At 69.6% G+C, this 26,470-nt stretch carries 20 protein-coding genes; 9 read left to right on the top strand and 11 right to left on the bottom strand.

Annotation, left to right across the window (positions count from 1 at the left end; translation table 11 throughout):
• Nucleotides 1-110: 110 nt before the first annotated feature.
• A complete protein-coding gene (locus M5C98_RS05585) occupies nt 111-749 on the bottom strand; it encodes a flavin reductase family protein (RefSeq protein WP_272551489.1) in 639 nt (212 codons plus the stop codon).
• Between the two features lie 239 nt (nt 750-988).
• On the opposite strand from M5C98_RS05585, the gene xdhA reads away from it, so the two are divergent.
• Together xdhA and xdhB are read left to right on the top strand one after the other, a co-directional pair.
• A complete protein-coding gene (gene xdhA / locus M5C98_RS05580; RefSeq protein ID WP_272551488.1) occupies nt 989-2,524 on the top strand; it encodes a xanthine dehydrogenase small subunit in 1,536 nt (511 codons plus the stop codon).
• Nucleotides 2,521-4,965, top strand: a complete 2,445-nt coding sequence (xdhB, locus tag M5C98_RS05575) for a xanthine dehydrogenase molybdopterin binding subunit (RefSeq protein ID WP_272551486.1) — start codon at nt 2,521-2,523, stop codon at nt 4,963-4,965. Before xdhA ends, xdhB begins: the two co-directional genes overlap by 4 nt.
• Here xdhB and M5C98_RS05570 read toward each other — a convergent pair.
• The 4 genes from M5C98_RS05570 to M5C98_RS05555 form a co-directional block, all read right to left on the bottom strand.
• On the bottom strand, nt 4,953-7,091 hold the full coding sequence (locus M5C98_RS05570) for a TonB-dependent receptor (protein WP_272551485.1): 2,139 nt from the start codon (nt 7,089-7,091) through the stop codon (nt 4,953-4,955). The two genes, xdhB and M5C98_RS05570, sit on opposite strands and share 13 nt — an antisense overlap.
• Nucleotides 7,092-7,200: 109 nt before the next feature.
• Nucleotides 7,201-7,602, bottom strand: a complete 402-nt coding sequence (locus tag M5C98_RS05565; RefSeq protein WP_442867236.1) for a hypothetical protein — start codon at nt 7,600-7,602, stop codon at nt 7,201-7,203.
• Nucleotides 7,603-7,622: 20 nt separating this feature from the next.
• Entirely contained in the window at nt 7,623-9,725 is a 2,103-nt protein-coding gene (locus M5C98_RS05560; RefSeq protein WP_272551484.1) for a sensor domain-containing diguanylate cyclase, read from the bottom strand.
• A gap of 297 nt (nt 9,726-10,022) precedes the next feature.
• Nucleotides 10,023-10,646, bottom strand: coding sequence for a Crp/Fnr family transcriptional regulator (locus tag M5C98_RS05555; protein ID WP_272551482.1), 624 nt, complete (start codon nt 10,644-10,646; stop codon nt 10,023-10,025).
• Nucleotides 10,647-10,913: 267 nt separating this feature from the next.
• On the opposite strand from M5C98_RS05555, the gene M5C98_RS05550 reads away from it, so the two are divergent.
• Nucleotides 10,914-11,942: a porin gene (locus M5C98_RS05550; protein ID WP_272551481.1), complete on the top strand. Its 1,029-nt coding sequence runs from the start codon at nt 10,914-10,916 to the stop codon at nt 11,940-11,942.
• Nucleotides 11,943-12,030: 88 nt separating this feature from the next.
• Here the strand turns inward: M5C98_RS05550 and M5C98_RS05545 are convergent, their stop codons facing one another.
• A complete protein-coding gene (locus tag M5C98_RS05545) occupies nt 12,031-13,500 on the bottom strand; it encodes an aminotransferase class V-fold PLP-dependent enzyme (RefSeq protein ID WP_442867235.1) in 1,470 nt (489 codons plus the stop codon).
• A gap of 40 nt (nt 13,501-13,540) precedes the next feature.
• Nucleotides 13,541-14,011: a Rid family detoxifying hydrolase gene (locus tag M5C98_RS05540; RefSeq protein WP_272551479.1), complete on the bottom strand. Its 471-nt coding sequence runs from the start codon at nt 14,009-14,011 to the stop codon at nt 13,541-13,543.
• A gap of 591 nt (nt 14,012-14,602) precedes the next feature.
• Here M5C98_RS05540 and M5C98_RS05535 point away from each other — a divergent pair.
• The 3 genes from M5C98_RS05535 to M5C98_RS05525 all read left to right on the top strand — a co-directional run bounded on the left by M5C98_RS05535 (nt 14,603) and on the right by M5C98_RS05525 (nt 18,694).
• The gene (locus M5C98_RS05535; RefSeq protein ID WP_272551477.1) at nt 14,603-16,003 is read left to right on the top strand and encodes a cache domain-containing protein; all 1,401 of its coding nucleotides are present in this window, start codon (nt 14,603-14,605) and stop codon (nt 16,001-16,003) included.
• On the top strand, nt 16,000-16,650 hold the full coding sequence (locus M5C98_RS05530) for a response regulator (protein ID WP_272551476.1): 651 nt from the start codon (nt 16,000-16,002) through the stop codon (nt 16,648-16,650). The genes M5C98_RS05535 and M5C98_RS05530 overlap by 4 nt, the downstream gene beginning before the upstream one ends.
• Nucleotides 16,651-16,726: 76 nt before the next feature.
• Nucleotides 16,727-18,694 carry a phosphodiesterase gene (locus M5C98_RS05525; RefSeq protein WP_272551474.1) on the top strand — a complete coding sequence of 656 codons (1,968 nt, stop codon included), beginning with the start codon at nt 16,727-16,729 and terminating at the stop codon, nt 18,692-18,694.
• 12 nt (nt 18,695-18,706) lie between these two features.
• Here M5C98_RS05525 and M5C98_RS05520 read toward each other — a convergent pair whose 3' ends face one another.
• Together M5C98_RS05520 and xdhC are read right to left on the bottom strand one after the other, a co-directional pair.
• The gene (locus M5C98_RS05520; protein ID WP_272551473.1) at nt 18,707-19,957 is read right to left on the bottom strand and encodes a urate hydroxylase PuuD; all 1,251 of its coding nucleotides are present in this window, start codon (nt 19,955-19,957) and stop codon (nt 18,707-18,709) included.
• Nucleotides 19,958-20,179: 222 nt separating this feature from the next.
• Complete coding sequence (gene xdhC / locus M5C98_RS05515; RefSeq protein ID WP_272551472.1) at nt 20,180-21,022, bottom strand: xanthine dehydrogenase accessory protein XdhC; 843 nt, start codon at nt 21,020-21,022, stop codon at nt 20,180-20,182.
• Between the two features lie 144 nt (nt 21,023-21,166).
• On the opposite strand from xdhC, the gene M5C98_RS05510 reads away from it, so the two are divergent.
• On the top strand, nt 21,167-21,655 hold the full coding sequence (locus tag M5C98_RS05510) for a hypothetical protein (protein WP_272553164.1): 489 nt from the start codon (nt 21,167-21,169) through the stop codon (nt 21,653-21,655).
• 36 nt (nt 21,656-21,691) lie between these two features.
• On the opposite strand, the gene uraH is transcribed toward M5C98_RS05510, so the two are convergent.
• Complete coding sequence (uraH, locus tag M5C98_RS05505) at nt 21,692-22,042, bottom strand: hydroxyisourate hydrolase (protein WP_272551471.1); 351 nt, start codon at nt 22,040-22,042, stop codon at nt 21,692-21,694.
• A gap of 273 nt (nt 22,043-22,315) precedes the next feature.
• Between uraH and M5C98_RS05500 the strand changes: the two genes are divergently transcribed.
• Nucleotides 22,316-22,750 carry a VirK family protein gene (locus M5C98_RS05500; RefSeq protein ID WP_272551470.1) on the top strand — a complete coding sequence of 145 codons (435 nt, stop codon included), beginning with the start codon at nt 22,316-22,318 and terminating at the stop codon, nt 22,748-22,750.
• Nucleotides 22,751-22,891: 141 nt separating this feature from the next.
• On the opposite strand, the gene M5C98_RS05495 is transcribed toward M5C98_RS05500, so the two are convergent.
• Nucleotides 22,892-24,388, bottom strand: a complete 1,497-nt coding sequence (locus M5C98_RS05495; RefSeq protein WP_272551468.1) for a cellulase family glycosylhydrolase — start codon at nt 24,386-24,388, stop codon at nt 22,892-22,894.
• A 253-nt stretch (nt 24,389-24,641) separates the two neighbouring features.
• Here M5C98_RS05495 and ggt point away from each other — a divergent pair, with 253 nt between their 5' ends.
• A complete protein-coding gene (gene ggt, locus M5C98_RS05490; RefSeq protein ID WP_272551467.1) occupies nt 24,642-26,453 on the top strand; it encodes a gamma-glutamyltransferase in 1,812 nt (603 codons plus the stop codon).
• Nucleotides 26,454-26,470 lie beyond the last annotated feature (17 nt).

The raw sequence follows: 26,470 nt of genomic DNA, 5'->3' as shown, positions 1-26,470 counted from the left end.
TGCCGGTGGCGGAGCGAGGGCGCAGTGAAGAAGGCAAGGGGACATCGCACTGTAGCGCCGGGGCCGCGCGACCGCGAGCCAGGCAAGTACCAACGCGGCGGCCCGGGGGGTCAGATCTCGTCGATGGCCGTCGAACGCGCGGCGCCCGGCTGCGGCGCCGGGTCGAGCGAGAAACGGTCGCCGGTCGTCACGTAGAAGCTCGCGCCGAACCGCCCTACCGGGTGGTAGTCCTGCAGCCGCACGCGCCAGCGCTCGGTGTCCACCAGGCCCTCGCGCGCGCCCAGCCACTGCACGCGGCCGATGAAGACGTAGCGGCTGGCCGTTTCCATGGTTTCGTGCAGCACGCATTCGAACGCCACGGGGGCCTCGGCGATGCGCGGCGGGGCCACGCTGCGCGACGGCACCGGGGTGAGGCCGGCATGCACCAGCTCGCTCTCGTGCGGCGGCAGCGCGTCGCCGCAGGCATGCATGCGCTGGGCCATGGCCTCGTCGGCGATGTGCACCACGAATTCGCCCGTGCGCAGGATGTTGGCGGCCGTGTCCTTGAGGCGGCCGCCCTGCAGCCGGTTGATGCTCACCATCAGCACCGGCGGGTCCTCGCCCAGCATGTTGAACATGCTGAATGGTGCGGCGTTCACCGTGCCGTCCTCCCCGAGGGTGGTGATGAGCGCGATCGGGCGCGGCACGATCAGGCTGGCCATCAGCTTGTAGCGCTCGTAGGCGCCGAGTTGCGAGAAATCGATGTCCATCCGGTGTCCTTGTGGGTCTGCGGCCTGCCACCTTGGCGTGGCGCCGCCGAGGGACGCAGCATCCGTGCCAGCCGAAGGCAGCAAGCGGGGCCAAAGCAACGGCCGGTGTTCCGGGCATGGCGCCCGGCGCATGGCCGTTATACGCTCGCCCATATGCGCCGCCACCCCCCGGGGCCCTACCCTGTCCCGACATGGCGCGCACACTGGCCCCAACGACCGAACCCTGCACCGCACAACGCATGACCACCTCCCGCCCGCTGCGATTCATCCGCCGGGGCCAGCCCGTGACGCTGGCCCATGTTCCTCCCGACCGCACCCTGCTGGAGGTGCTGCGCGAAGACCTGGGCCACACCGGCACCAAGGAAGGCTGCGGCGAGGGCGACTGCGGCGCCTGCACCGTGGTGCTGGGCGAGGCCGTGGACGGCCGCGTGCGCTACCGGGCCGTGAACAGCTGCATCCGCCTGGCCCACTCCATCGACGGCATGGCGCTGTGGACGGTGGAAGACCTGGACCAGGACCCGCTGCTCCAGCCCGCGCCGCCCGCCACCCCGTCCTCCAGCGGCGCCCCCTCCAGCGCGCCGGGCCTGCACCCCGCCCAGGAAGCCATGGTGCAGTGCCACGGCTCGCAGTGCGGCTTCTGCACGCCGGGCTTCGTGATGGGCCTGTTCGGCATGTACCAGAACCACGTGTGCCAGGGCCGCACGGTCACGCGCGAGCAGGCCGTGCACGACCTGTCGGGCAACCTGTGCCGCTGCACCGGCTACCGCCCCATCCTGGACGCGGCCGAGCGGATGGCCGCCCTGCCCCGCATGCAGGTGGACGAAACGCAACTGTTGCCGCAGCTGGCATCGCTGGCCCGGCAGGCGCCCGTGCCCGGCGACGCGTACCTGGCCCCGGCCACGCTGGCCGAGTTGCTGGCCGCGCGCGCCGCGCACCCCACCGCCCAGGTGGTGGCCGGCGCCACCGACGTGGGCCTGTGGATCACCAAGCAGCACCGCCAGTTCGCGCAGATGCTCGACGTCACGCGGGCGCAGGAGCTGCGCCGCATCGGCACGCAGGGCGGGCGGCTGTCCATCGGCGCGGCCGTGCCGCTGGCCGACGCGTTCGATGCGCTGCAGGCCCACTGGCCCGTGCTGCACCGCTTCGCCGCGCGCTTCGCCGGGCTGCCCGTGCGCAACTCCGGCACGCTGGGCGGCAACGTGGCCAACGGCTCGCCGATCGGCGACTCCATGCCCCTGCTGATCGCGCTGGGCGCCAGCGTGGTGCTGGCCAGCCTGCGCGGCGAACGCACGCTGGCGCTGGAAGACCTGTACACCGGCTACCGCCAGAACGTGATGGCGCCGGACGAGCTGCTCGTGCGCATCGAGGTGCCGTTGCCCGCGCCGGGCGAATCGCTCGCGGCCTACAAGGTGTCCAAGCGCTTCGACGACGACATCTCCGCCGTGTGCCTGGTGCTCAACCTCGACATCGCCGACGGCCGGGTGCGGCGCGCCCGCATCGGCGCGGGCGGGGTCGCCGCTGTGCCCGCGCGGGCACGACAGGCCGAAGCCGCACTCGCCGGCCAGCCCTGGACCCTGGAGACGGTGGAGCGCGCCGCGGCCGCGTTGCAGGCCGAGTTCCAGCCCATCACCGACATGCGGGCGAGCGGCGAATACCGCCGCGCCGTGCTCGCGGGGCTGCTGCAACGCTTCTGGCTGGAGCACCCGGGGCCGCACGCCGCGCCTTTGCCCGTTCCCGTTTCGCTGGAGCAACTGCGCCCGGAGGCCCTGGCATGAGCCCGCACGACGACGCCCCTTTGAGCCGCGACGCCGAAGACGATCCGGTGGCCGTCGCCGCCAACGCGGCCGGTGCCGCCGGCCCGCAAACGGCCCAGGCCCGCCCGCCCGAGGGCGCGCCCGCGCCGGCCCGCGCCATGGGCCGCTCGCACCCCCACGAGAGCGCGCGCGCCCAGGTGGCCGGCAGCGCCCATTACATCGACGACCTGCCCGAGGTGAAGGGCACGCTGTACGCCGCGCCCATCCTCTCGCCCGTGGCGCATGGGCGGCTGAACGGGGTGGACACCCGCGCGGCGCTGGCGCTGCCGGGCGTGCGCGGCGTGGTGCTGAGCGCCGACGTGCCAGGCGACAAGCTGCTGGCCGCCTTCGCCCACGACGAGCCCGTGTTCGCCATCGACACCGTGCAGCACGTGGGCCAGGTGATCGGCCTGGTGGTGGCCGACTCGGTCATGCAGGCCCGCCGCGCCGCGCGCGCCGTGGTGCCGGACATCACCCCCCTGCCCGCGGTGCTGACCGTGCACGAGGCGCTGGCTGCCGAAAGCTACGTGCTGCCGCCCGTCTTCGTGCGCCGTGGCGACGCCGACGCGGGCCTGGGCCGCGCGGCGCACCGGCTGCAGGGCCGCTTCGAGGTCGGCGGGCAGGAGCATTTCTACCTGGAGGGCCAGATCGCCTATGCGCTGCCGCTGGAGCAGCGGCAGTGGTGGATCCACTCCAGCACCCAGCACCCGGGCGAGGTGCAGCACTGGGTGGCGCACGCCCTGGGCCTGGAGAACCACGCGGTGCGCGTGGAATGCCGGCGCCTGGGCGGCGGCTTCGGCGGCAAGGAGACCCAGGCCGGCCACCTGGCCGTGTGGGCCGCGGTGGCGGCCCACAAGTTCGGCCGCCCGGTCAAGCTGCGGCTGGACCGGGACGAGGACTTCCTGGTCACCGGCAAGCGCCACCCGTTCGCCTACGAATACGACGTGGGCTTCGACGGCACGGGCCGCATCGCGGGCCTGCGGCTGCGCATGGCAGCCAACTGCGGCTTCTCGGCCGACCTGTCGGGCCCCGTGGCCGACCGCGCCGTGTTCCACAGCGACAACGCGTACTTTCTGGAAAACGTCGAGATCGCCTCGTACCGCTGCAAGACGAACACGCAGAGCCACACGGCCTTTCGCGGCTTCGGCGGGCCGCAGGGCGTGATCGCCATCGAGGCCATCCTGGGCGACATCGCGCGAGCCCTGGGGTGCGATGCGCTCGCGGTGCGCATGCGCAACCTCTACGGCACCACCGACCGCAACGTCACCCACTACCAGATGCCGGTGGAGGACAACATCCTCCACGATCTGCTACCAAAACTAGAGCAATCCAGCCAATATAAACGCCGGCAAGAGGCCATTTTTGCCTGGAATGCTGCGAGCCCGGTACTCAAGCGCGGGCTGGCGATCACGCCGGTGAAGTTCGGCATCAGCTTCACCGCCACGCTGTTCAACCAGGCCGGCGCGCTGGTGCACGTGTACACCGACGGCAGCGTGCAGGTGAACCACGGCGGCACCGAGATGGGCCAGGGCCTGCACACCAAGGTGGCGCAGATCGTGGCCGACGAGCTGGGCGTGCCGCTGGCGCGCGTGCTGGTGACCGCCAGCGACACCAGCAAGGTGCCCAACGCCAGCGCCACCGCCGCATCGAGCGGCACCGACCTGAACGGCCGCGCTGCCCAGTTCGCCGCGCGCCACGTGCGCGACAACCTCGCCGCCTTCGTGTGCGGCCTGGACCACTGCGGCGCCGGCGAGGTGCAATTCGCCGGCGGGCAGGTCATCACGCCCCATTCGGTGCGCGCCTGGGGCGACGTGGTGAAGGAGGCATATGCCAACCGCATCCAGCTGTGGAGCGACGGTTTTTACCGCACGCCCAAGATCCACTACGACAAGGCCACCCTCACCGGCCGGCCGTTCTACTACTTCGCCTACGGCGCGGCCTGCACCGAGGTGGCCATCGACACGCTCACCGGCGAGAGCCGCGTGCTGGCCGTGGACATCCTGCACGACGTGGGCCGCAGCATCAACCCGGCCATCGACATCGGCCAGATCGAGGGCGGCTTCGTGCAGGGCATGGGCTGGCTCACGACCGAGCAGCTGGTGTGGAACGACCAGGGCCGGCTCACCACCCACGCCCCCAGCACCTACAAGATCCCGGCCACGGGCGACATCCCCGAGCGCTTCACCGTGGCGCTGTGGCATGAGGCCAACCGTGAAGACAACGTGGGCGGCAGCAAGGCCGTGGGCGAGCCGCCGTTCATGCTGGCCATCAGCGTGTACGAGGCCCTGCGCAACGCGATTGCCGCGGCGCGCCCGGCCGAAGCGGCCCGGCAGCCGGTCACGCTGACCGCGCCCGCCACGGCCGAGAACGTGCTGCGGGCGCTGGGCGGGATGGACCGGGCGGCGAACGCTCAGAAGCGGTAGGTGGCCGAGACGAGCGCGTTGCGCCCCTGCCCCGGCGTGATCCATCGGCTCACGTGCAGGTGGCTCGACACGAAGTAGTGTTGGTCGAACAGGTTGCGCACCGTCGCCTGGACCTCGACGCTCTGGCCGTTGGCCAGCTTCGCCGTCCAGGTCTGGCTCAGGTCGAAGCGCGCATAGCCGGGCAGCACCGTGGTGTTGGCCTCGTCGGCGAAGCGCCGGCTTTGCAGGTACAGGCCCGCACCGGTCTTCCACTGCGCGTTCCAGGCGTACTGCGCCCACAGCGTGGCCGCATGCCGGGCCACGTTGGGCACCGCCATGCCGCCGTACACGGGGTTCTGCAGGTACTTCGCATGGGTGAAGGCATAGGTGGCGGCCACGGTCACCCGGTCCGTCACCTGGCCGGACAGCGACGCCTCGATGCCCTGCGACCGCGCGCTGCCGGCCGTGGTGAAGTCGAAGTTGTTCAGCGGCGTGCTCAGGTCGGACGCGATCATGTTCTTCTGATCGAGGCGGTACACCGCCAGGTCGCTGACCACCGCGCCGCCGCGCCACAGCGACTTCCAGCCGGCTTCGACCTGCGCCGAACGGCGCGAGGGCAAGGACTGGTTCGACGACGAAGCCACCTGGTTGGGCGAGGTGCCGGTGGACACGTTGGCATACACCGTGTCGGTCTCCGACAGCCGGCGCAGCACCGCCAGCTTCGGGTTCCAGCGCGACTCCTCGACGGGCAGCACGCCGGCCGTGCCGTACAGGAAGCGCTGGCGCGTGAAGCGCAGGCCCGCCACCACCGACCACGCGCCGAAGTCGATCTGGTCCTGGGCGGACGCCGACACGGATTCGAGATCCTGCGTCGTCAGGCTCTGCGCCAGCACCGCCCCGGCCGGGGGCGCGGTCACCCGGCCATACACCGGATCGAACACGTTGATGGCCGGGCTGGTCGAGGCCGGCACCGACAGCGCGGGCTGGTTCAGCACCTCCTTGTAATAGTCGGCCCCGAAGTACAGCTGGTGCGTCACCGCGCCGGTGCCCTGCGTGCTGGCCAGCGCGGTCGAGAACGAATCGATGCGGCGCTGCGTGCCGGGCTCACAGGCCGAGACCCGGGCATAGGTGCCGGCCGGCTGGCCCGCCAGCGGCGAGCCGTTCAGCAGGTTCTTGATCGAGGTCGAATGCGCCTCCAGGTGCGTGAAGTCGGCGGACCAGCGCGTGTGGGCCGACAGGGCGACATCGCCGTGCAGGTCGTAGATGCGGTTGTCGGTGGTCGAGTCGCCGAAGGGCTCGCCGAGCTGCCGGTCCCGTGGCACGGCGACCGGCCGGCCGCCCAGGGCGGGAAGTCCGTAGTCCGGCTGATAGGTCTGGTTGGTGGCCTCCACGTTGGCGCGCAGGTGGTAGCGGTTGCCATCGCTTTGGGCCAGCCCGAGCTTGATGCCGTCGAGCCGGTCCTCCACGTGCCGCCATTGGCTGGCCTGGGACCGCGTGGCCGTCACGCGGGCGGCCAGTTCGTTCTCGGCGGACAGCACGCGGTTCAGATCCACGGAAGCCTCCAGCGCGCCATGCGCGCCTGCGCCGAGCGAGGCGCTGCCGAAGTTCGCCAACTGCGGCTGGCGCGTCACGAGGTTGACGGTGCCGCCCGGTTCGCTGCGCACGCCGAGGGCCGCGCCGGGGCCCCGCAGCACGTCCACGCTTTCCACGAATGCCGGGGTGTAGGGGTAATTGGAGAGCCGCACGCCGTCGCGCAGCACGCGGTTGGAGCCGGTGCCGCTGTCGGTCACCGCGCCGCGCAGGATGAAGAACTGCGTGTGCGAGCCGTTGAAGCCCGAGTCGGCCTGCGCGCCGGGCACGTTGCGCAGCGCGTCCTGCAAGGTGGTGCCGCCCTGCTGGCGGACCAGCTCGCCCGGCACGGTGGTGACGGAAAACGGCGTGTCCAGCGCCGATCCGGCCGTGCCGGTGGCAAGGCCCGAACTGCGCTGCGCCGCCGGAGTGGCGGGCGCCATGACGGTCACGGGCGGGAGCGAAGGGCTGCGGTCGGCGGCGGTTTCGGCCGGGGCGGTGGTTTGGGCGGTGGCGTTCAGGCCCAGCCAGGGAAGGGCCATGCCCAGCGCGAGGGGCAACGCAATGTTTGGATGCATGAAAGGCTCTGCTCTCTGTGGCGCCCCATCGGACGCCGCTGATCGGTGCGGAACACATCGCGGCGCGTTGCCCAGTAAAGCCGCACGCGCTGCGAAATCGAAGGCCATCTCAGGAGAGCCGCGGCGGCCCGCGCGCCGGAAGGGGCGCCGAAGTGGCCGCAGCGATGCGCGCGGCCGCAATGGACTGCACCGCGCGCGACAGCGGCAGCACGGCCGGCAGGGCAACCGCCGGCGGCTGCGCCGGTGGCCCGGCCAGCATGCACAGCGGGCAGTCCCAGTGCGCCAGGCCCGCGGGCTGCACGCCGTCGTCGGCATGCACCATGGCCGTCATCGTTCCGACGCCGGAGCAGACCCACTCGCCCCCCGGAGAATGCACGATGGGAGAGGCCACCGCCACGCCCAGCGACAGAACGAACCACGCCATGACCCAGCGCACGCGGGCTTGCCAACGCGCCAGCCCGCCACTGAAAGCAAGGAGGTTCCACGGCGATGGGCGATGGGGGCGGGGCACGGCGGGATTATCGGCAAACCTCACGCCGCGCGCTGCGCCCGCCCCCGCCGCACCGAACGCACCTCCACCCGGTCGCGGCCCGCGCGCTTGGCCTCGTAGCACGCCATGTCGGCCGCGTGGAGCACGGCGTTCACGTCGTACACGCCGCTGTCCAGCGGCACGAGGCCGATGCTGACGCCCAGCGTGTAGCTGCGCCCCTGGTAAGACGGTTCCCAGGCCCGCACCGCGGCGCACAGCTGCTGGGCAATCGCCAGCCCGCGCCCCGGCGGGCAGCCGGGCAGCACCACGGCGAACTCGTCGCCCCCCAGCCGCGCAGCCCAGCCCACCGATCGCACCTGCGTCTCGATGAGGCGGCCCACGTGGCGCAGCACGTCGTCGCCCGCATCGTGCCCGGCGATCGCGTTGACCACGGTGAAATGGTCCAGGTCGAGGAACAGCACCACGCCCTCCCCCGCCTCCCCACCCGGGTGCGCCTGCACCGTGTCGGGGCGGGCTGCGCGGTCAGCCAGCAGCGCATGCAGGCGCTGATTGAAAGCCTCGCGGTTGGCCAGCTGCGTGAGGGCGTCTAGGCCATCGGCCCAGTTTTCGCGGCGGCGGGCCTCGCGCGCGGCGGTCAGGTCTTCCAGCATCCACACCGTGCCCGCGCCGCCCGCGGCGCCGCGCACCGAACGGCCCAGCACCCGGGCCCACACCGCGCTGCCGTCCTGGCGCAGAAAGCACACGTCGCCGTCGAAGGTGCCGTGGGCCGAGAACTCCGCCCGCACGCGCCGCTTGAGGTGTTCGTACTCGCCATCGCTCACATAGAGCACGCGGGCCAGGCGGCCCTGAAGTTGCGCGGGCTCGTAGCCCAGCATGCGGCCGGCCTGCAGGCTCACGACCTGCAGATTTTCTCCGCGCGTGATGATGATGCCGGTGGGCGCATGGTCCAGGATGGACTGCAGCTGCCCGCGCAGCACGCCCACCTGCGCCTGCGTGCTGGCACGCTCGTCCAGCAGGCCGCGGCAGGCCGCTGCCAGCCCGTCCACTTCGCCGGAGCCCCGCGGCCAGGGCATGTCTTCATGGGCGCCAGGGGCACGCAGGCCCATGCGGTCGGCGCGGTGGCACAGCCGGGCCAGCGGCTGCGCCAGCCAGGCCATGCACGCCACGGCCAGCAGCGCGGCCGCGCCGATGAGGGCCGCGGCCATCCAGGCGGCACGCCGCTGCGCGCCCTCCAGCGGTGCGAGCAACGCCTGCGCATCGTTCACGCGCGCCACGGTCCATTGGGTCATGGGCATGCCGGCCAGGCTGACCACATGGCCCGGCAGCCGTTCGGTGAAGCCGCGCCCCAACACCGGCTGCTCCTTGTCGCCGGACCGCGCGAACACCTGCGACAGCCCGGCCTCGTCGCGCACGCTGCCCATCACGCGTGCGGGATCGGGGTGCGACAGGATGGTGCCGTCGCGCGTGAAGACGATGAGCCGCGAATCCTTGCGCGCCGGCAGCGACATCGACGGCGGCAGCAGCCCCTGCGATTGCAGGCGCAGCACGCCCGAGACGGCGCCCACCACCGTGCCCTCGTCCCGGTGCAGCGGCAGCGTGAACATCACGCGGGCTTCGCTCGGCCGCCCGCCGATCACGCCCGACACCAGCGGCTTGCCCTCCAGCAGGGTGCGGCGCAGGCTGTCGCGCTCGGCGGGGTCGAGGTTGGAGCCGCTGTCCAGCCGGCCATATTGCAGGTTGATGGCCACGGTGCCGTCCTGCCGCACGACCTGCATGGCATCGAAGAAGCGCACCGCCGGCAGGCCTTGCTGCAGCAGCCAGCCCAGGGACGAAGGCGAGTCGAGCATGACCGGCTGAATGCCCTCGGCCACGGTGCTGAGCACTTTCTGGCTCTGCTCGATCTTGCTGGCCAGCAGCCGCGCGACCACTTCGACCTCGTCGGTCTGCTGGGCCACGAGCCGGCGCATGGCCTCTTCGCCCGCCGCACGCGACACGGTCCACGCGGCCAGCGCCCCGGCGAACACCACCGCCAGCACGGCGATCAGCATCAGCCGCCGCACGAGCGGGCCGGGCAGCAGCCAACCGGGGGCATCGCCGGCCGCGTCCTGCTCGGCATCGAGCACTTCGTGCGATGGCGGCGTCATCGGGGCTCCGTGGACGAAGCACCTCTGGCAAAGGGGCGGCAGAAGGCGCGGGGCATGCTGTCAGGCGGAATGTGCAGTGGGTTGCGAACGAATATACGCAGCCCCCCGCGGGCGCGGGTTGGGTGGAACCCTCGGTCGGTCCGGGGGAAACCCTGAGCCCTTTCGCAAGCGCCCGGCGCAGTGCCCATGGCCAGAGACGGGGGCGCTGCCAGCGCCCGCCAACGCGGCTGCAAAGCCCTTCGGCCCCTGTTGCACCCGTCCCACTCAAGGCCCGCGGGAAGGGCCGGCAGACCGCCTTCAGCCGACCCCGGCCACCACCTGCAAAGCGCTGGGCCGTGGCAGGTTGAGGACTTTTCCCGTGCCCGAAATGAGCCCATGATCGCGCAGGTGCCGCAGCACGCGCGACAGCGTTTCGGGTGCGATGCCCAGTTGCGCGGCGATGAGCCGCTTGCGCTGGTGCAGCGTCACGCGCAGCGTGCCCGCATCGTCGTGCTGGGCGTGCCGCAGCAGCCACTGGGCGCAGCGCGCCTCGGCGTCCTGCGCCAGGCGGCTCACGGCCAGTTCGGTCTGCTGGCAATAGCCGCGGGCCATGTCGTACACCAGCGCGCGGGCTGGCGAAGGCAGCGACTCGAAGCCGGTCTTGAACGCCTCCAGCGGCATGCGGCGCAGCAGTACGCGCGTGTCCGCCACCATGTCCACCATGCACGCCTGGCCCAGCAGCGCCGGTGCGGCATCGAGCCAGCAAGGCCCCTCCACCGCACCCAACTGGTGCCGAAGCTGCCCATCCTCGCGCACCCCGAGCAGCACCCGGCCGCTGTCCAGGTACAGCACGCTGGCCGGACGCTGGTGGCGCTCGCGCAGCACCTCGCCGGCGGGAGCCTCGGTCTTGGCTGGCGGGGGGATGGAAGGGGAGGGAAACATAAGAACGCACTGTGAAGGCAGCACCGCCACGCGGTGTTGAGCAAAGTCAAATGCGGTGCGCTCTGGCACATGCAGCCCCTTCCTACCGACCTGCCTGGCATTCCCCCACCCGTGGCATGGGGAAGGCACGGTACTTGCTTTGAATCTTTTGCAAATCGACACGTCTTTCACGGCCCTTCGCTGGGGCCCGGAAGACACCGTGTCCATCGCCGAGCCATCGGCACCGTCCTTCCCCCTTTTCCCTTTTTTCCCTTTCGCAGGAGTCGTATGAAAAAGAATTGGATCGCACTGGGTGCAGCGCTGCTTTGTTCCGCCGGGGCGCAGGCCCAAAGCTCCGTGCAGCTCACGGGCCTGGCCGACGTGTTCGCGGGGTCCATCAAGATGGCGGGCGATGCAGGCCGCAAGTCGGTCGTGGACAGCGGCGGCCTCACGACCTCGTGGTTCGGCTTCAAGGGCACGGAAGACCTCGGCGGCGGGCTGAAGGCTAACTTCCTGCTGACCTCGTTCATCAAGGTGGACAACGGCTCTCAGGGCCGATTCGCCAACGACACGTTCTTCTCGCGCGATGCCAACGTCAGCCTGTCGGGCGACTTCGGCTCGGTGATGCTGGGCCGCTGGATGGCGCCCAACTTTCTGCCTTCGGTGGTGGGCAACCCGTTCGGCGACTCGTTCACCTTCTCGCCGCTGATCCTGCACATGAACGTGCCGCTGTTCAATGGCACCGGCTGGGGCGCGACCACGCCGTCCGACACGGGCTGGAGCAACCAGATCGTCTATAGCACGCCCAAGATCGGCGGCTTCACCGCCAACATCCAGTACCAGTTCGGCGAGCAGCCGGGCGACAACGGCAAGAAGAACTTCGGCGCCAACTTCTTCTACTTCGGCGGCCCCGTGACGCTGACGGGCTTCTACGAGCGCGACCAGATCAGCAACCCCGCCGTTCCCAATGCCTACCTGGGCACGAAGAAGACCGACTGGATGCTGCTGGGCGCCTACGACTTCGGCCTGGTCAAGCCCTTCGTGAGCTACGGCGAGGCCAAGGCCGACAACACCACCAACAAGGCCAAGACGGTGCAGCTGGGCGCCTCGGTGCCGGTCGGCCCGGCCGGCAAGGTGCTGGTGGAGTGGGTCAAGACCGAGATGACGCAGACCGACATCGACCGCAAGACCTTCACGCTGGGCTACGACCACTTCCTGTCCAAGCGCACCGACGTGTACGCCATGCTCATGAACGACCGCATCACGGCGCAGACGAAGGGCAACAGCTTCGGCGTGGGCATCCGCCACCGCTTCTGATCGCCGCCCGGCGTCAAGAACGCCCAAAACGGAAAAGCGCGGGAGGCGACTCCCGCGCTTTTTTTCCAGGTGCGGCAGCGCTGCCGGATCAGATCTTGCGCGACAGGTCCCACATGGCATCGACCAGCAGATCAATGTCGCGCGCGTCGTGCCACAGGTGGGTGGAGATGCGCACGCCGTAGTGGTTGGCCGGCGCGCCGATGACGGGGAAGTCGGCATTGCGGATCACGAAGCCCTGCGGGTATTCGCTCAGCATGCGTGCCACGAAGGCCGTGGACTTCTGCGCGTTCATCACGTCGTCCTTGTTCGGGAACGGGTTGAACGAGGTGAGCGCGGAAAGCAGCTTGGGATCGTCCTTGGGCGAGTACAGCGAATCCACGCCCCAGCGCTCGGCGATCTTTTCCTTGAGGTAGGACGACAGCGTGAGGTCGTAGGTCTCGATCTTCTTGCGGCCGATGCCATCCCACTGCGCGCAGGCCTGGGCCAGCGCCATGAACATGGGCGTGTGCAGGCTGCCGCAGCTGGTGATCGTCGCGGCGATGTCATAGGTCTCGGTGCCGTTGGTGGTGCGGTCCTTGGCGGCGTACGAACTGGTGTGCACCGGGAACCACCTTGGCAGCGGCATCGGGTTGGAGGCGCGCATTTTGTTGCGCACCACCAGGATGCCGGTCGAGCCCGGGCCGCACTGCCACTTGTGCCCCGCGCCGGACATGAAGTCCATGCCCAGCTCCGCATAGTTGTAGGCCATCATGCCCGGCAGGTGGGCGCCGTCCACGATGCTGATGAGCTCGTGCGCCTTCACCACCGCCATCAGTTCGGCGATCGGCAGCATGGTGCCGGTCTTGTACGTGGGCGAGGACCACATCATGGCGCGCACGCGCTTGCCCTGGGCCTTGAGCGCGCGGATGCGCTGGTCGAACAGGTTCACGTAGGTGGCGGCCGTCTGGTTGTTGCCCACCGGCAGCGCGATGCGCGAGACTTCGATGCCGTAGCGGTCGGTGGCGATCTTGAGCGGCGTGTCGCCCCCGCCGTGCTCGTGGTTGGTGGTGACCACCACATCGCCGCGCTGCCAGTCCAGCCCCAGGATGGCGTGGCACATGCCCGAGGAGGTGTTGGCCGAGAACGCGAGTTCGTCCGCATCCACGCCGAAGCCCGGGGCCACCTGCTTGCGCAGGTCCAGCAGGTTGCCGTAGCCGCTGCCGGAATCGGCCGCCTTCTTGCGGTTCTCGGCATCGAACGTTTCCAGCACCAGCTTGGGCATGGAGCCGCCGGTGCCGATGTTCATGTAGGTCTTCTCGGGCTTGAGCACGAACATGCCCTGCACGCCCGTCCAGAACGCCTCGTCGCGCATGAGCTGCTCGCGCAGGGCTTCGGCCTGGGTCTGCGCGCCGCTGCTGCCGCACGCGGCCACCAGGGGCCCGAGCGTCGCCGCGCCGGCGCCATAGCCGAGCACGCGCAGAAAGTCGCGGCGCTTGGCGCTCCAGCGCGACACGGCGGACAGGTCCAGGGGAGCGGCAGCGCCGGGCGCTGCCATCAGGGAAGTGGCTTCTTCATTCATGGGAAAACTCCTTGGGGCGTGGAGGCAGGACCACAGCGCTTCAGCGGCGGCCGACGATGGCCGAGATTTCGATCTTCACGTCGCGCGGCAGCCGCGCCACCTCCACCGTGGCGCGGGCAGGCGCAGCGGTGCGGAAGTACTCGCCGTACACCTTGTTCATGGCGGCGAACTCGTTCAGGTCCTTCATGTAGACCGTGGTGGAGAGCACGTCCTCGTACGACAGGCCCTGCGAGCGCAGCTTGGCGCCCATGAAATCGAGCACGGCGCGGGTCTGCTCCTCGATGGTGGTGCCATTGACCGCATTGCCCGCCGCATTGAGGGGCAGGACGCCCGAGAAATACAGCGTGTTTCCGTGGGCCACCATTTGCGAATACGGCCCGATGGCCGGATAGATCTGCGTGGTGGACAGCACCTCGCGCTTGGACGGCGCGGCGCAGCCCGCCATCAGCGCGCAGGCCGCCAGGGCAGCGCCCGTCCAGGCCACGCGGTGGCGGGGAATCCGATTATTCATGGAATGTCCTTTGCAACGACTTTCAATATGACGATGAAAATGATTCGGCCAATGCGCGGATAAACCGGCATGCCCGATCCACTTGCATGCGACCGCATTTCCCATAATCTTTCGGCGCGCCTGCTTTTGTCCTGGAAATCCTGATTCGCGAAAGAATTTTAGGCAGCGAAACCCGCTAAAACGAAGCACCTTTTTCCCTTACGCAGTAGTACGCAGACCGGCCTACGCAGGAGTACGCAAACCACCGCCCCGCCCGTGGCTGGCATGCCTTCTGCTGCACAGGCCTTGCTGCGGTGCAGATGCTGCGGTAGCAAGCACTCACAAGGTGCGCACCAAGCCGGTGCCAACGCCCCACCAGCGGCGGCCCCAGGCACCACAGGGGTGATTATCGAAGTCGCCTTCTCATAATCCACCCCCAGGCCGCCCCGTCGCATTTTGACTTTTGGCGATTCTCTGCCCCATTCGATCGCATCGGCCGTCTTTACATATTTTCACGGATTCCCGGAATATCCCATGATCCCTCGAAATAACCCGCTTGACATTGGCAGTCGGCGGCAGATAGTCAGCGCTTTCCTCTTCAACAAAGCCTTCATGCAATTGCGGCTCAAGCTTTTGCTGCTATCGACCATTCCCATCCTGGTGGCGCTGGGTTCCGTGGCCGTCACCGTGCGCCACCAGACCCTGAAACTGGCGCACCAGGAGCGGGAGCTGGTCGAGTCGGCCTACCTGCACAGCAAGGAAACCGAGCTGCACCACTACGTGCAGCTGGCCCAGAGCGCCATGGCCCGCATCGCGGCCGACGTGGCGGACCCGGCGGCGCGCCAGCAGCAGGCGCTGGCCCTGCTCTCGCGCATGCAGTTCGGCAAGGACGGGTACTTCTTCGTCTACGACCGCCAGGGCAACGTGCTGCTGGACGCCCAGCAGATGGGGCTGGCCGGCGTGGACCTGTGCGACCCGTCCAATCCGCAGAGCGAGGCGCCGGCCAACCTGATCCTTGCCAAGGCACGCGAGGGCGGGGGGCTGGTGCGCTACCTGTGGCAAAAGCCGTCCTCTCAGCAGACAGTGCCCAAGCTCGCCTACGTGATGACGCTGCCCGGCTGGGAATGGGTGATCGGCACGGGCCTGTACCTGGACGACGTGCACGACACGCTGCGCCGCATCGATCTGCGCGCGCAGGAGAACATCGACGGCACGCGCCGGCGCATCTACGGCATCGCGGCGCTGTGCATCGTGCTGATCGGGCTGGCCGGGCTGGCGCTGAACCTCAGCGACCACCGCGTGGCCAGCGCCAAGCTGCGCCGGCTCGCGCAGCGGGTGGTGCGCTCGCAGGAGGAAGAGCGCGTGCGCGTGGCGCGCGAACTGCACGACGGCGTGGTGCAGGTGCTGGTGTCCTCCAAGTTCCTGCTCGAGACCGCCCAGGTGCAGTGGGCCGCGCGCGCGGCCTCCGGGCCGCACCACGTGCTGGACCAGGGCCTGGACCGGCTCAACCATGCGCTGCTGGAGATCCGCCGCGTCTCGCACGGCCTGCGCCCCGCCCTGCTGGACGACCTGGGCCTGGCGCCGGCGCTGGCCCTCATGGCGCAGCAGGTGCAGGACCACACCGGCCTGCCCGTGCGGTTCGTGCTGCGCGGCACGGCGCACCCGCTGCCCACCAGCCACGGCACCGCGCTGTTCCGCGTGGCGCAGGAGGCATTGACCAACGCCCAGATGCACGCCCACGCGACGCAGGTGGAGCTGCTGCTGCGCTTCGGGCCCCGGCGCGTGAGCCTGTCGGTGATCGACGATGGCCGCGGCTTCGACGTGCAGCGCGTGCAGGCCGATGGCCAGGGCGGCATCGGCCTGCGCAACATGCGCGAGCGCATCGAAGGCCTGGGCGGCACGTTCGGCGTGGCCTCCGGCCGCCGCGGCACGCGCGTGCTGGCCGTGCTGCCGATGCAGGGCGACCACGACTCGCCGTACCCCGGGTTCGAGCCGTCGCAGGTGCCCGCATGAGCGGGGGCGATCCCATCCGCGTGCTGCTGGTGGACGACCACCCGCTGGTGCGCGACGGCGTGCGCATGCGGCTGGAGGCCACGGGCCACATCCGCGTCGCGGGCGAGGCGGGCGGCGTGCAAGAGGCCGTGGACCTGGCCGCCGCCGTGCGGCCCGACATCGTGGTGACCGACATCCGCATGCCGGATGCGAGCGGCATCCACCTGGCCACGGTGTTCCGCGACCGATTTCCGCAGGTGCGCGTGCTGGTGCTGTCCATGCACCACGATGGCGAATACGTGCGCCGCGCGGCCGCGCTGGGCGTGCGGGGCTACGTGCTCAAGGACGCCCCGGCGCTGCAGCTGGTCCAGGCGATCGAGGCGGTACATGCCGGCGGGCGCTACTTCAGCGAAGGCGTGCAGGCCTTGCTGTACGAGGCGCCTCCCGCTGCGGCCCCGTCGGGCCGCGCGCTCACCCCGCGCGAGGCCGCGGTGCTGGAGTTGCTGGCCGAGGGCCGCTCCAACAAGGACATCGCCCAGCGCATGGGCACCTCGGTACGCACGGTCGAGACGCATCGCCTGCACCTGCGCCGCAAGCTGCGCATCGACGGCCAGGCGGCGCTCGTCAAATACGCGGTGGATCACGCCGACCTGCGCAGCGACCCGTAGCGAATCCCCCACGCCTGTCATTTGGCTGTCACGGTGCAGGGCTATGGTCCACCTTGAATTGTGTGAGGTTGTAACCATGATCGATGCATCCCCCCGGGGCCGGCGCGATGCCTTGCTTGCGGTGCTTTCGTCCGGAGCACGCAGCGGCACCGGGCCGCTGGCGCAGTTGATGCGCGGCGATGGCCTTTACTGCGTGTTCCAGCCCCTGGCGGATCTGCGCGAGGGCGGCATCTATGCGCACGAAGCGCTGATCCGCGGCCCCGCGGACACGCCCCTGCACACGCCCGATGCGCTACTGCAGTGCGCGAGCGAGGAGGGCCTGCTGCAGGACTTCAAGCTGCTGTGCGTGTTCATCGCGCTGCACCAGTGGGGCGTGCTGGGTGCGCCCGGCCGCTTGTTCGTGAACATCAGCGCCGATGCGCTGGTGCGCGGCGTGGCGCTGCGCGGCGGCGCCTCGCTGGCCGAGGCCGTGCAGGCGCTGGGCGTGTCGGCCCGCATGGTGGTGCTGGAGATCACCGAGCACGAACGCGTGACCGACATGGACTCGCTGCGCCACGCGCTGAAGGAAGTGCATGCCAGCGGCGCCCGGCTGGCGCTGGACGACTTCGGCGACGGCCGCTCCAGCCTGCGGCTGTGGTCCGAGGCCAAGCCCGACTTCGTGAAGATCGACAAATACTTCGTGCGCGACATCGGCGCCCACCCCGAAAACCTGCAGATGCTGCAGGCCATCAAGAGCATCGCCGACGTGTTCGGCACCACGCTCATCGCCGAAGGCATCGAGACGCAGGACGACCTGCGCGCCCTGCGCGACCTGGACATTCCCTACGGCCAGGGCTACCTGCTCGGCCGCCCCGCCCCGCTGCCGCGCGACACCATCCTGCTGCCGGCGCTCGATGCCCTGCGCGACCGCCGCGTGGCGGTGCTGCCCCACCTGGGCCACAACGTGCGGCCGGGCATCCTGCGCAACCTGATCGTGGTGCAGGCGCCCACGGCCACGCCGGAGACCCGCAACGACACGGTGGCCGGGCTGTTCAAGGCCCATGCCGACCTGCACGCGATGGCGGTGGTGGACGGGACGCGGCCCGTGGCGCTCATCAACCGCCAGCAGTTCATGAACCACTACGCCACGCTGTACTTCCGCGAGGTGCACGGGCGAAAGCCCTGCATGGCGTTCGCCAACCACGCGCCCCGCGTGGTGGAGCTCGACTGCGACGTGGACCAGCTCGTGGGCATCCTCACCTCGCAGGACCAGCGCTATCTGAACGACGGCTTCATCGTCACCGACAACGGCCGCTATGCGGGCCTGGGCACCGGCGACCAGCTGGTGCGCAGCGTGACCGAGGCACGCATCGAGGCCGCGCGCCATGCCAACCCGCTGACCTTCCTGCCGGGCAACATCCCCATCAGCCTGCATATGCAGCGGCTGCTGGACAGCGGCACGGAATTCGTCGCCTGCTATGCCGACCTGAACCACTTCAAGCCGTTCAACGACTACTACGGATACTGGCGCGGCGACCAGATGATCCGCCTCGTGGCGCGCCTGGCCGTGACCCACTGCGATGCGCAGCGCGACTTCGTGGGGCATGTGGGCGGCGACGACTTCATGCTGCTGTTCCAGAGCACGGACTGGCTGCACCGCTGCCAGCAAATCGTCGAGGAATTCGCGCAGGAGGCCCTGGCCCTGTTCGACGATGCCTCGCGCAAGGCCGGCGGCATCTGGGCCGAGGACCGGCACGGCGTGAAGCGCTTTTTCACCTGCACCACGCTGTCGATCGGCGCGGTGCGCATCACGCCCGGCACCATCGCGCATGCGGAGGAAGTGGCCAACCTCGCGGCCCTGGCCAAGCACGATGCCAAGCTGGCCGCCAGCGGCCTGGCCTGGCGCGACGCAGCGGACGATCGCAGCACCCCTGGCCACGCAGAAAGCCATGACCGTGGCCACGCCAACGCCAGCAGCCCCAGCATGGACCGGGCCACCACGCCACCACGGTCGGGCGCATCGCTGGGTGCGCGCAAGGCCGCCGCGCGGGTCGCGACGGACTGAAAACCTCCAGCGTCAGGGCACCGGGGCGCCGCCTTCGAACCAGCGCCGCACCAGGTTGCGCTCTTCGTCCGTCATGCCGGTGGCGTTGTTCATGGGCATGAGCTTTTGCACCACGGCCTGCTGGTAGATGGCCTGGGCGTGCTGCTTGACCGAATCGGGCGAGTCGAGCCGCAGGTTCTTCATCTGCACCTGCTCGCCGTGGCACAGATAGCAGCGCTGCGCCAGCACGGGCTGCAGCTTTTCAAAGCCGATCGTGCCCGATGCCGGCGGATTGCTTGCCCCTTTAGCTATCAAATCAGTAGCATTACCTGCAGCCACCGGTGCGGCGGCCGGTGGCACGGGCCGCATCCACACGATGGCGCCAACGATGGCCGCCACACCCGCCAGCGCATAGGGCAACGGGTTGCCGTTGCGCCCGAGCTTGTGGCCGTGGCGCATGACGAAGAACTGCCGGATGGCCGCGCCGGCGAACATCATCACGATCAGCACCAGCCAGTTCTGCGGGTGGCTCCAGGTGAAGCTGTAGTGGTTGGACAGCATGGCGAACAGCACCGGCAGCGTGAAGTACGTGTTGTGCACGCTACGCTGCTTGCCGCGCTGGCCGTGGACCGGGTCCACGGGCTGGCCGGCCTGGATGGCGGCCACCATCTTCTTCTGCCCCGGAATGATCCAGAAGAACACGTTGGCACTCATGGCCGTGGCGATCATCGCGCCCACCAGCAGGAAGGCCGCGCGGCCGGCGAACCAGTGGCAGGCCAGCCACGAGGCCACGCACACCAGCCCGAACACGAGCGCGCCGACGATGGCGTCGCCGTTCCTGCGTTGCCCGAACAGGCGGCACACGGCGTCGTACAGCAGCCAGAAGACGACCAGGAAGCCCAGCGCCGCGCCGATGGCCGCGGGCGGCGCCCAGTCCATGCGCGATTTGTCGATGAGGTAGGTGCCGGCGCTCCACAGGTACGACACGGTGAACAGCGCGAAGCCGCTCAGCCAGGTGCTGTAGCTTTCCCAGTAGAACCAGTGCAGGTGCGCAGGCAGCTTCGGCGGCGAGACGGCGAACTTGACCGGGTGGTAGAAGCCGCCGCCGTGCACGGCCCAGAGTTCGCCGCTCACGCCCTGTTTTTTCAGGTCGTCATCGACCGGCGGCGTGAGGCTGCTGTCCAGGAAGACGAAGTAGAACGACGAGCCCACCCAGGCGATCGCGGTGATGACGTGGACCCAGCGCAGCAGCAGGTTGGCCCAGTCGAGGAGATAGCTTTCCATGTGTCTCAGCCTCGGCGGCGCACGCAGGCGCCATGGGGGCGGTGCGCGGCGCACCACCCGGTCAACCTGCTCACCACTGCGGGCGCTCTGAGCAGAAGAAAAGGCCGCGCACCTGGGGGCTGACGACACGCATCGGCTCCGGGCACCGCTGTGACCTGTGCCGCGAGTGTATGCAGGAATCGTTCCTGCCGAACGCCCGGCGCGGCACGGCGGCGTGCGGATTTACCCGGGCTGCGCGGGGGCCGGCGGCACCGGCAGGCCCAGCAGTTGCGCCGCCACCGACACGGCGATCACCTCGGGCTCCTTGCCTGCGATGCCGGGCAGCCCGATGGGGCAGGTGACCCGCGCCAATTCGCCGGGCGCGAAGCCGCGCGCGGCCAGCCGGTGCGAGAACGTCGCCCACTTCGTGCGGCTGCCGATGAGCCCGATGAAGGGCAGGTCGCCCCGTTCGCGCTGGCGCAGCAGGCACGCGGCCACCACGTCCAGGTCCTCGGCGTGGCTGAAGCTCATGACGAGCACGCGCGAGCCCGGCGCGAGCGACGGCACGGCGGCTTGCACCGGGTCGGAATGCTCGCACGCCACGCTGGGCGGCGCCTCGGCGGGGGCGATGGGGAATGCGGGAAACACGCTGTCGCGGCTGTCGATCCAGGTCAGGGCGAACGGCAGGGCCGACAGCACGCGAACCAGCGCATGCCCCACATGGCCCGCGCCGAACAATGCCACGGGCGTGCGCCGGGGCGCCAGCCGCTGCGCCAGCGCGGCACGCTCGCCCGGTCCCACCACGGTGAACCGCAGGAACACCACGCCGCCGCAGCACTGCCCCAGGCTGGGCCCGAGCGCGAACCGCAACACGGCAGGGCCGCCCTCGCCCGCCAGCCGGCGGCGCGCCTGCGCGATGGCATCGAACTCCAGCCGCCCGCCGCCGATGGTGCCGGCCAGGCCATCAGCCAGCACGGCCATCCACGCGCCGCTTTCGCGCGGCACCGAGCCTTGGGTAGACTCCACCTCCACCACGCAGGCCGGGCCGTGCGCCAAGCCCTCCAGCAAACGATGCAACGCCGCCATCACCATCCGAGTCCTCCGGTACGCCCCGCGCAACGGCAGCGCGGGCACCGCACAGCATAGCCACAGAGAGACCTGCCCATGCCCTCCCCTTCTCCTGAACGGCTCCCTCGCCGGCCGCGCGGCCGGTGGCTGGCGGCCAGCGTCATGGCCGCCCTGGCGTCCCTCATTGCGGCTTGCCGATCGTCGGGGCCGGAACCGGAGCCTCCGCCCGCCAAGGCGGCGTCGGACACCAGCAGCCCGCTGGAGAAGGAGGTGGTGGGCCCGGTGCCCGCAGAGAAAGGCTCCGCCCGCCCCTCGGCCGCCGACACGCCACGCGCCTACCGGCAGGACGCCGCCACCCACCTGTACGGCCTGAACGCCCACCGCATCTACAAGGGCAAGCTGCCGCCCTTGCTGTATGCCATCGGCACGCTGCAGGTGGACATCGACCGCGCCGGCCGCGTGACCCGGCTGAACTGGATGCGTGCGCCGCGCCATGCGCCCGAGGTCATCGCCGAGATCGAGCGCACCGTGCGCGCCGCCGCGCCCTACCCCGTGCCTTCGCGGATGGGCAAGGTCACCTACACCGACACTTGGCTGTGGCACCAATCCGGGCGCTTCCAGCTCGACACGCTGACCGAGGGCCAGCTCTGAGCCCAGCCTTCGCCCGACCGGCGCGGCGGTCCGCGCTCAGGAGCCGCGGTAGGTGGAATAGCTCCACGGGCTGACCAGCAGCGGCACGTGGTAGTGCTGGTCCGCGTGGGCCACGCCGAAGTCCAGGCTCACCTGGGTCAGGAAGTTCGGCTCGGGCAGCTGCACGCCCCGGCTGCGGAAATAGCCCGCCACGTCGAACGTGAGGCGGTAGGTGCCCGCGCGCAGGCTGGCGTTGTCGAACAGCGGCGCATCGGTGCGGCCATCGGCGTTGAGCACCAGCCGCTGCAGCAGCGTGGCGGCCTCGCCGTGGGTGGCATACAGGGCCACGGCCATGCCGACCGCGGGGCATCCGTGCATGGTGTCGAGAACGTGGGTGCTGAGGCCCATGGGCCATCTCCTCGGGGTGGGTTGAAGGATTGGGAAACCGCCCCGCCGGCAACGCGGCCTGCGGACGACCCGCCGAGTATGCATGGCCGCCATGGCCCGCACGGCGCGCTTGGCTCACACCCCAGGCAGTTTGTCCGAATATCTTTCGGACATTTACAAAAATGCTTTTCGGCATACAAATCCCGGCGATTTTCCTGCCATGGCTTGGATATCATCGCCACGCTTGAATTTTTCAAGCAGCGATATTCAAAACCATGAATGGAGGTTTTTCCAATGCAACGCCTTGCTGCCGTTTTGCTGGCTTCTTCGTTTTCCCTGATGGCCCTTCCGGCCAGCGCCAAAAGCCGGCTCGATAATCCAGCCGACATCCAGCAGGCGCTGGCCGCCGGGGACGCGGTGTCGGTCGCCATCGACCTCTCGCTGTGCACCCCCAACTCCGCCAACGCCACCCCGAGCCGCACGCGCGGCGGCCTGCGCATCGAGGCCTACCGCATCGTCGAGGACGGCACGCTGTCCTTCAGCGACGCCCATTTCACCGTCGCCCGCGATGGCCTGCCGATCCAGCAGCTGCTGCGCTACCAGGTGCGCCCGGACGGCACCATCGACTTCACCATGTTCGTCTTCGACCTGCCCGGCTACCAGCAGCGCTCAGAGCCGCTGGCCTACCGCTGCGCGATCAACCAGGGCCTGCGCTTTCACGCCGATTAATCCAACCAGGGCCTGAAAAACACACCGCCCCGCCGATCCCAACGATCGGCGGGGCGGTGCAGGGTGATTTTCAAACCGCTGCCACCCCATATTCAGGGTGGCATTTTTGCGGATTATCGAAGCCGTTGAAGGCCCGCCGCGTCAGCGCGCCGCGCAGAAACCGAATTCCGCCTTCGCGCCGGGGGCCAGCGTCTTGTTCCAGTCCACGCCCGAGGCGTGGAGCGTGGTGCCCGATTGCGACCACACGGCGTTCCACAGGTTGTTCACCGTGCCGGTGATGGTCAGGTCCAGGGCCCAGTCGCCCGCCGCGCCGCCCGTGTTGGTGACCTGCACGCGCTCGCAGTAGCCGGCGTTCCATTCGCTGTCCACGATGACCTGGGTGCTGAAGCTGGCGCCGCCCGAGGGTGGGGTCGTAGGCGGCGTGGTCGGAGGGGTGGTCGGAGGGGTGGTCGGGGGAGTGGTGGGCGGTGTCGTAGGCGGCGTGGTCGGTGGGGTCGTGGGCGGGGTCGTCGGAGGCGTGGCCGTGCCGTCGCCCCACAGGCGCTGGAGCAGCGTGACCTTGTCGGTGCGCACGGTCGTCCAGTCGTCGTTCAGGATGCCGCCCGTGTCGCCGCTGTTGGGGTTCCACGACCAGTAAAAGCCGCTGCGGATGCCCTTGCCGACGAGGTAGTCCACCAGCTTGTTCTGCCAGGCCACGTCGCGGGCGTCGCCCTGGCCGAATTTGCCGCCGAACTCGCCCAGCAGCACGGCGTGGCCGGCCTGCACGAAGCGGCCGAAGTGCTGCTCCCAGATGGCGGGCATGTTGTCGGGGAAATTGGAGGCGCCGAAGTACGGCTGGCCATACACGTCCGGCCCGTAGGCGTGCGGCGCGAGCAGCAGGCGGTCGGCCGGAATGTTCAGCGGCGTGCACTCCAGCGGCTCCAGGCTGCCGCCCCACCAGTGGCCGCCGCTGCTGGAGCAGCTGGGGTTTTCCGCCACGCCTTCCACCACGATCAGCCAGCGGGGCGCCACCTGCAGCACGGCGGCCGAAGCGCGCTCGGCCGCGCGGTTCCAGTCGGTCGCGGCGTTGCCGGTGCCCCAGGTGGCCGCGCCGTGCGGCTCGTTCTTGAGGTCCAGGCCGATGACGCCCGGCACGCTGGCGTAGCGCTGCGCGACGAAGGTCAGGTCGGCGATCCACTGCTGCTCGCTGTACGAGCCGGTGTACCAGAGCTCGGAGATGCTCTGGCAGTCGGGCGTGTGGTGGTCCAGCAGCACGTACATGCCGCGGCTGCTCAGCTCGTTCACCACCTTGTCCAGCACCTGCAGCGCGCTCAGGCCCTGCAGGTCGGCATTGCGGCCGTAGTCGATGCTGTTGGGCGGCGTGCCGCGCAGGGTTTGCGGGCAGAACGGCAGGCGCACGGCATTGAAGCCCTGGCCCTGCATCTGCGTGATCATGTCCTTCCAGTTGCGTGCCCACAGCCCGTGGACCACATTGGTGTTGGTCTCGAAGCCGAACCAGTTCACCCCGCGCAGCTGCACGGCATTGCCGCTGTCGTCCACCACCTTGCCGGCATCGATCGCGTAGCTCCAGGACAGGCTGCTGGCCGCCAGCAGGCATCCGCCCAGCACGATCTTCTTCAATAAGGATTTCATCGCCATGTCGCACCTCCGTGGTTGAAAGGAACGGCCCCGCCGCAAGCCGTGCCCATGGCCGGATTCTTCCTGGCGGAAACCGGCTGCCATGCTAGGGCCAGAGTTCCCTCGAAAAGTGCAACTTTTGAACGCAGACGTTCGCAAATGCAAATGGGAGGTGGGCCGACAGGGACCTCTCGAGGGAAGATGCAGGCAACTTCTCTACACTCGCCACGGCGCCGCCCTCTGGGCCGCCCCCCATCCATCACGAGGAGAACGCATGAATCCCATCCAACGCACGCTGCTGGCCAGCAGCCTGGCGCTGGCATTGGCCAGCCTGGCCGCCTGCAGCACCGCGCCCACGGCCGGCCCAGGCGGTGCCGAGGGCGCCACCGCCACCCCGACCTTCGCGATCCAGCAGCCCGCCGCCGCCCGCGCCGCCGGCAACTCCTACGATTTCGACATGGATGTGTTCCACCCGGTGGTGGCGCGCAACGGCATGGTCTCCACCGAACAGGAGTTGGCCTCGCGCGTGGGCCTGGACATCCTCAAGGCCGGCGGCAACGCGGTGGATGCGGCGGTGGGCATCGGCTTCGCGCTGGCCGTGGTGCTGCCCAACGCGGGCAACCTGGGCGGCGGCGGTTTCATGATGGTGCACGACGCCAAGACCGGCAAGGACGTGGCGCTCGACTTCCGCGAAGTGGCGCCGCAAAAGGCCACCCGCGACATGTACCTCGATGCCAGCGGCAACGTGGTGGACGGCAAGTCGCTGTACACGCCCTACGCCGTGGGCGTGCCGGGCACGGTGGCGGGCATGGAGCATGCGCTCAAGAACTGGGGCACGCTGCCGCTGTCGCGCGTGATCGCCCCGGCCATCGCGCTGGCGGACAAGGGCTTTCCCGTCAGCCTGACGCTGGCCAAGACGCTGCACCAGGAAAAGGCCAGCATGGGCAAGTGGCCGGCGACGCGCCAGATCTTCTGGCGCGGCGACAGCCCGCTCAAGGTGGGCGACCGGCTGGTGCAAAAGGACCTGGCGCAGTCGCTGCGGCTCATCAGCCAGCAGGGCGCCAAGGCGTTCTACCAGGGCCCCATCGCGCGCCGCATCGCCGCCGAGATGGCGCCCCATCCCGGCGCCCTCACGCTGCAGGACCTGCGCGACTACAAGGTGGTGGAGCGCGAGCCGGTGCGCGGCACCTACCGCGGCTACCAGATCGTGACCATGCCGCCCCCGTCCTCCGGCGGCGCGCACCTGGTGCAGATGCTGAACATGCTGGAGCAGTGGCCGCTGTCGCAGTGGGGGCAGAACAGCGCGCAGACCATTCACTACATGGCCGAGAGCATGAAGCTCGCCTACGCCGACCGCTCGGAATACCTGGGCGATCCGGACTTCGTGAAGATCCCGCTCAAGGGCCTGACCTCCAAGGCCTACGCCCAGTCGCTGGCCAAGGGCATCAGCCCCACCACGGCGCGCCAGGCCAAGGACATCAAGCCCGGCCAGCCCCAGCCGTATGAAAGCGACCAGACCACCCACTACTCGGTGGTGGACAAGGCGGGCAACGCCGTGGCGGTGACCTACACGCTCAACACCAACTTCGGCAGCGGCATCGTGGCCAAGGGCACCGGCATCCTGCTGAACAACGAGATGGACGACTTCTCCGCCAAGCCCGGCGTGGCCAACACCTACGGCCTGGTCGGCGGCGACGCCAACGCAGTGGCGCCAGCCAAGCGCCCGCTGTCGTCGATGACGCCCACCCTGGTGCTCAAGGACGGCAAGCCCATGCTCGTGACCGGCAGCCCGGGCGGCGCGCGCATCATCACCACGGTGCTGCAGACCATCGTGAACACCGTCGACTTCGGCATGAACCCGGCCGAGGCCGCCTCGGTGCCGCGCGTGCACCATCAGTGGACGCCCGACGAGCTGCGCGTGGAAAAGGGCCTGAGCACCGACACCCTGTCGCAGTTGCAGGCCCGCGGCCACAACATCGCCGTAAAGCCTTCGATGGGCCGCACGCAGACCATCCAGTTCCACGACGGGCTGCTGTACGGCGCCTCCGACCCGCGCAACCCCGACGGCGAGACGCTGGGCTACTGACCCGCGGCGCTCCCCCG

Source organism: Acidovorax sp. NCPPB 3576, assembly GCF_028473605.1.
Classification (GTDB): Bacteria; Pseudomonadota; Gammaproteobacteria; order Burkholderiales; family Burkholderiaceae_C; genus Paracidovorax.
This window is presented reverse-complemented; position numbering and strand designations above follow the sequence as displayed.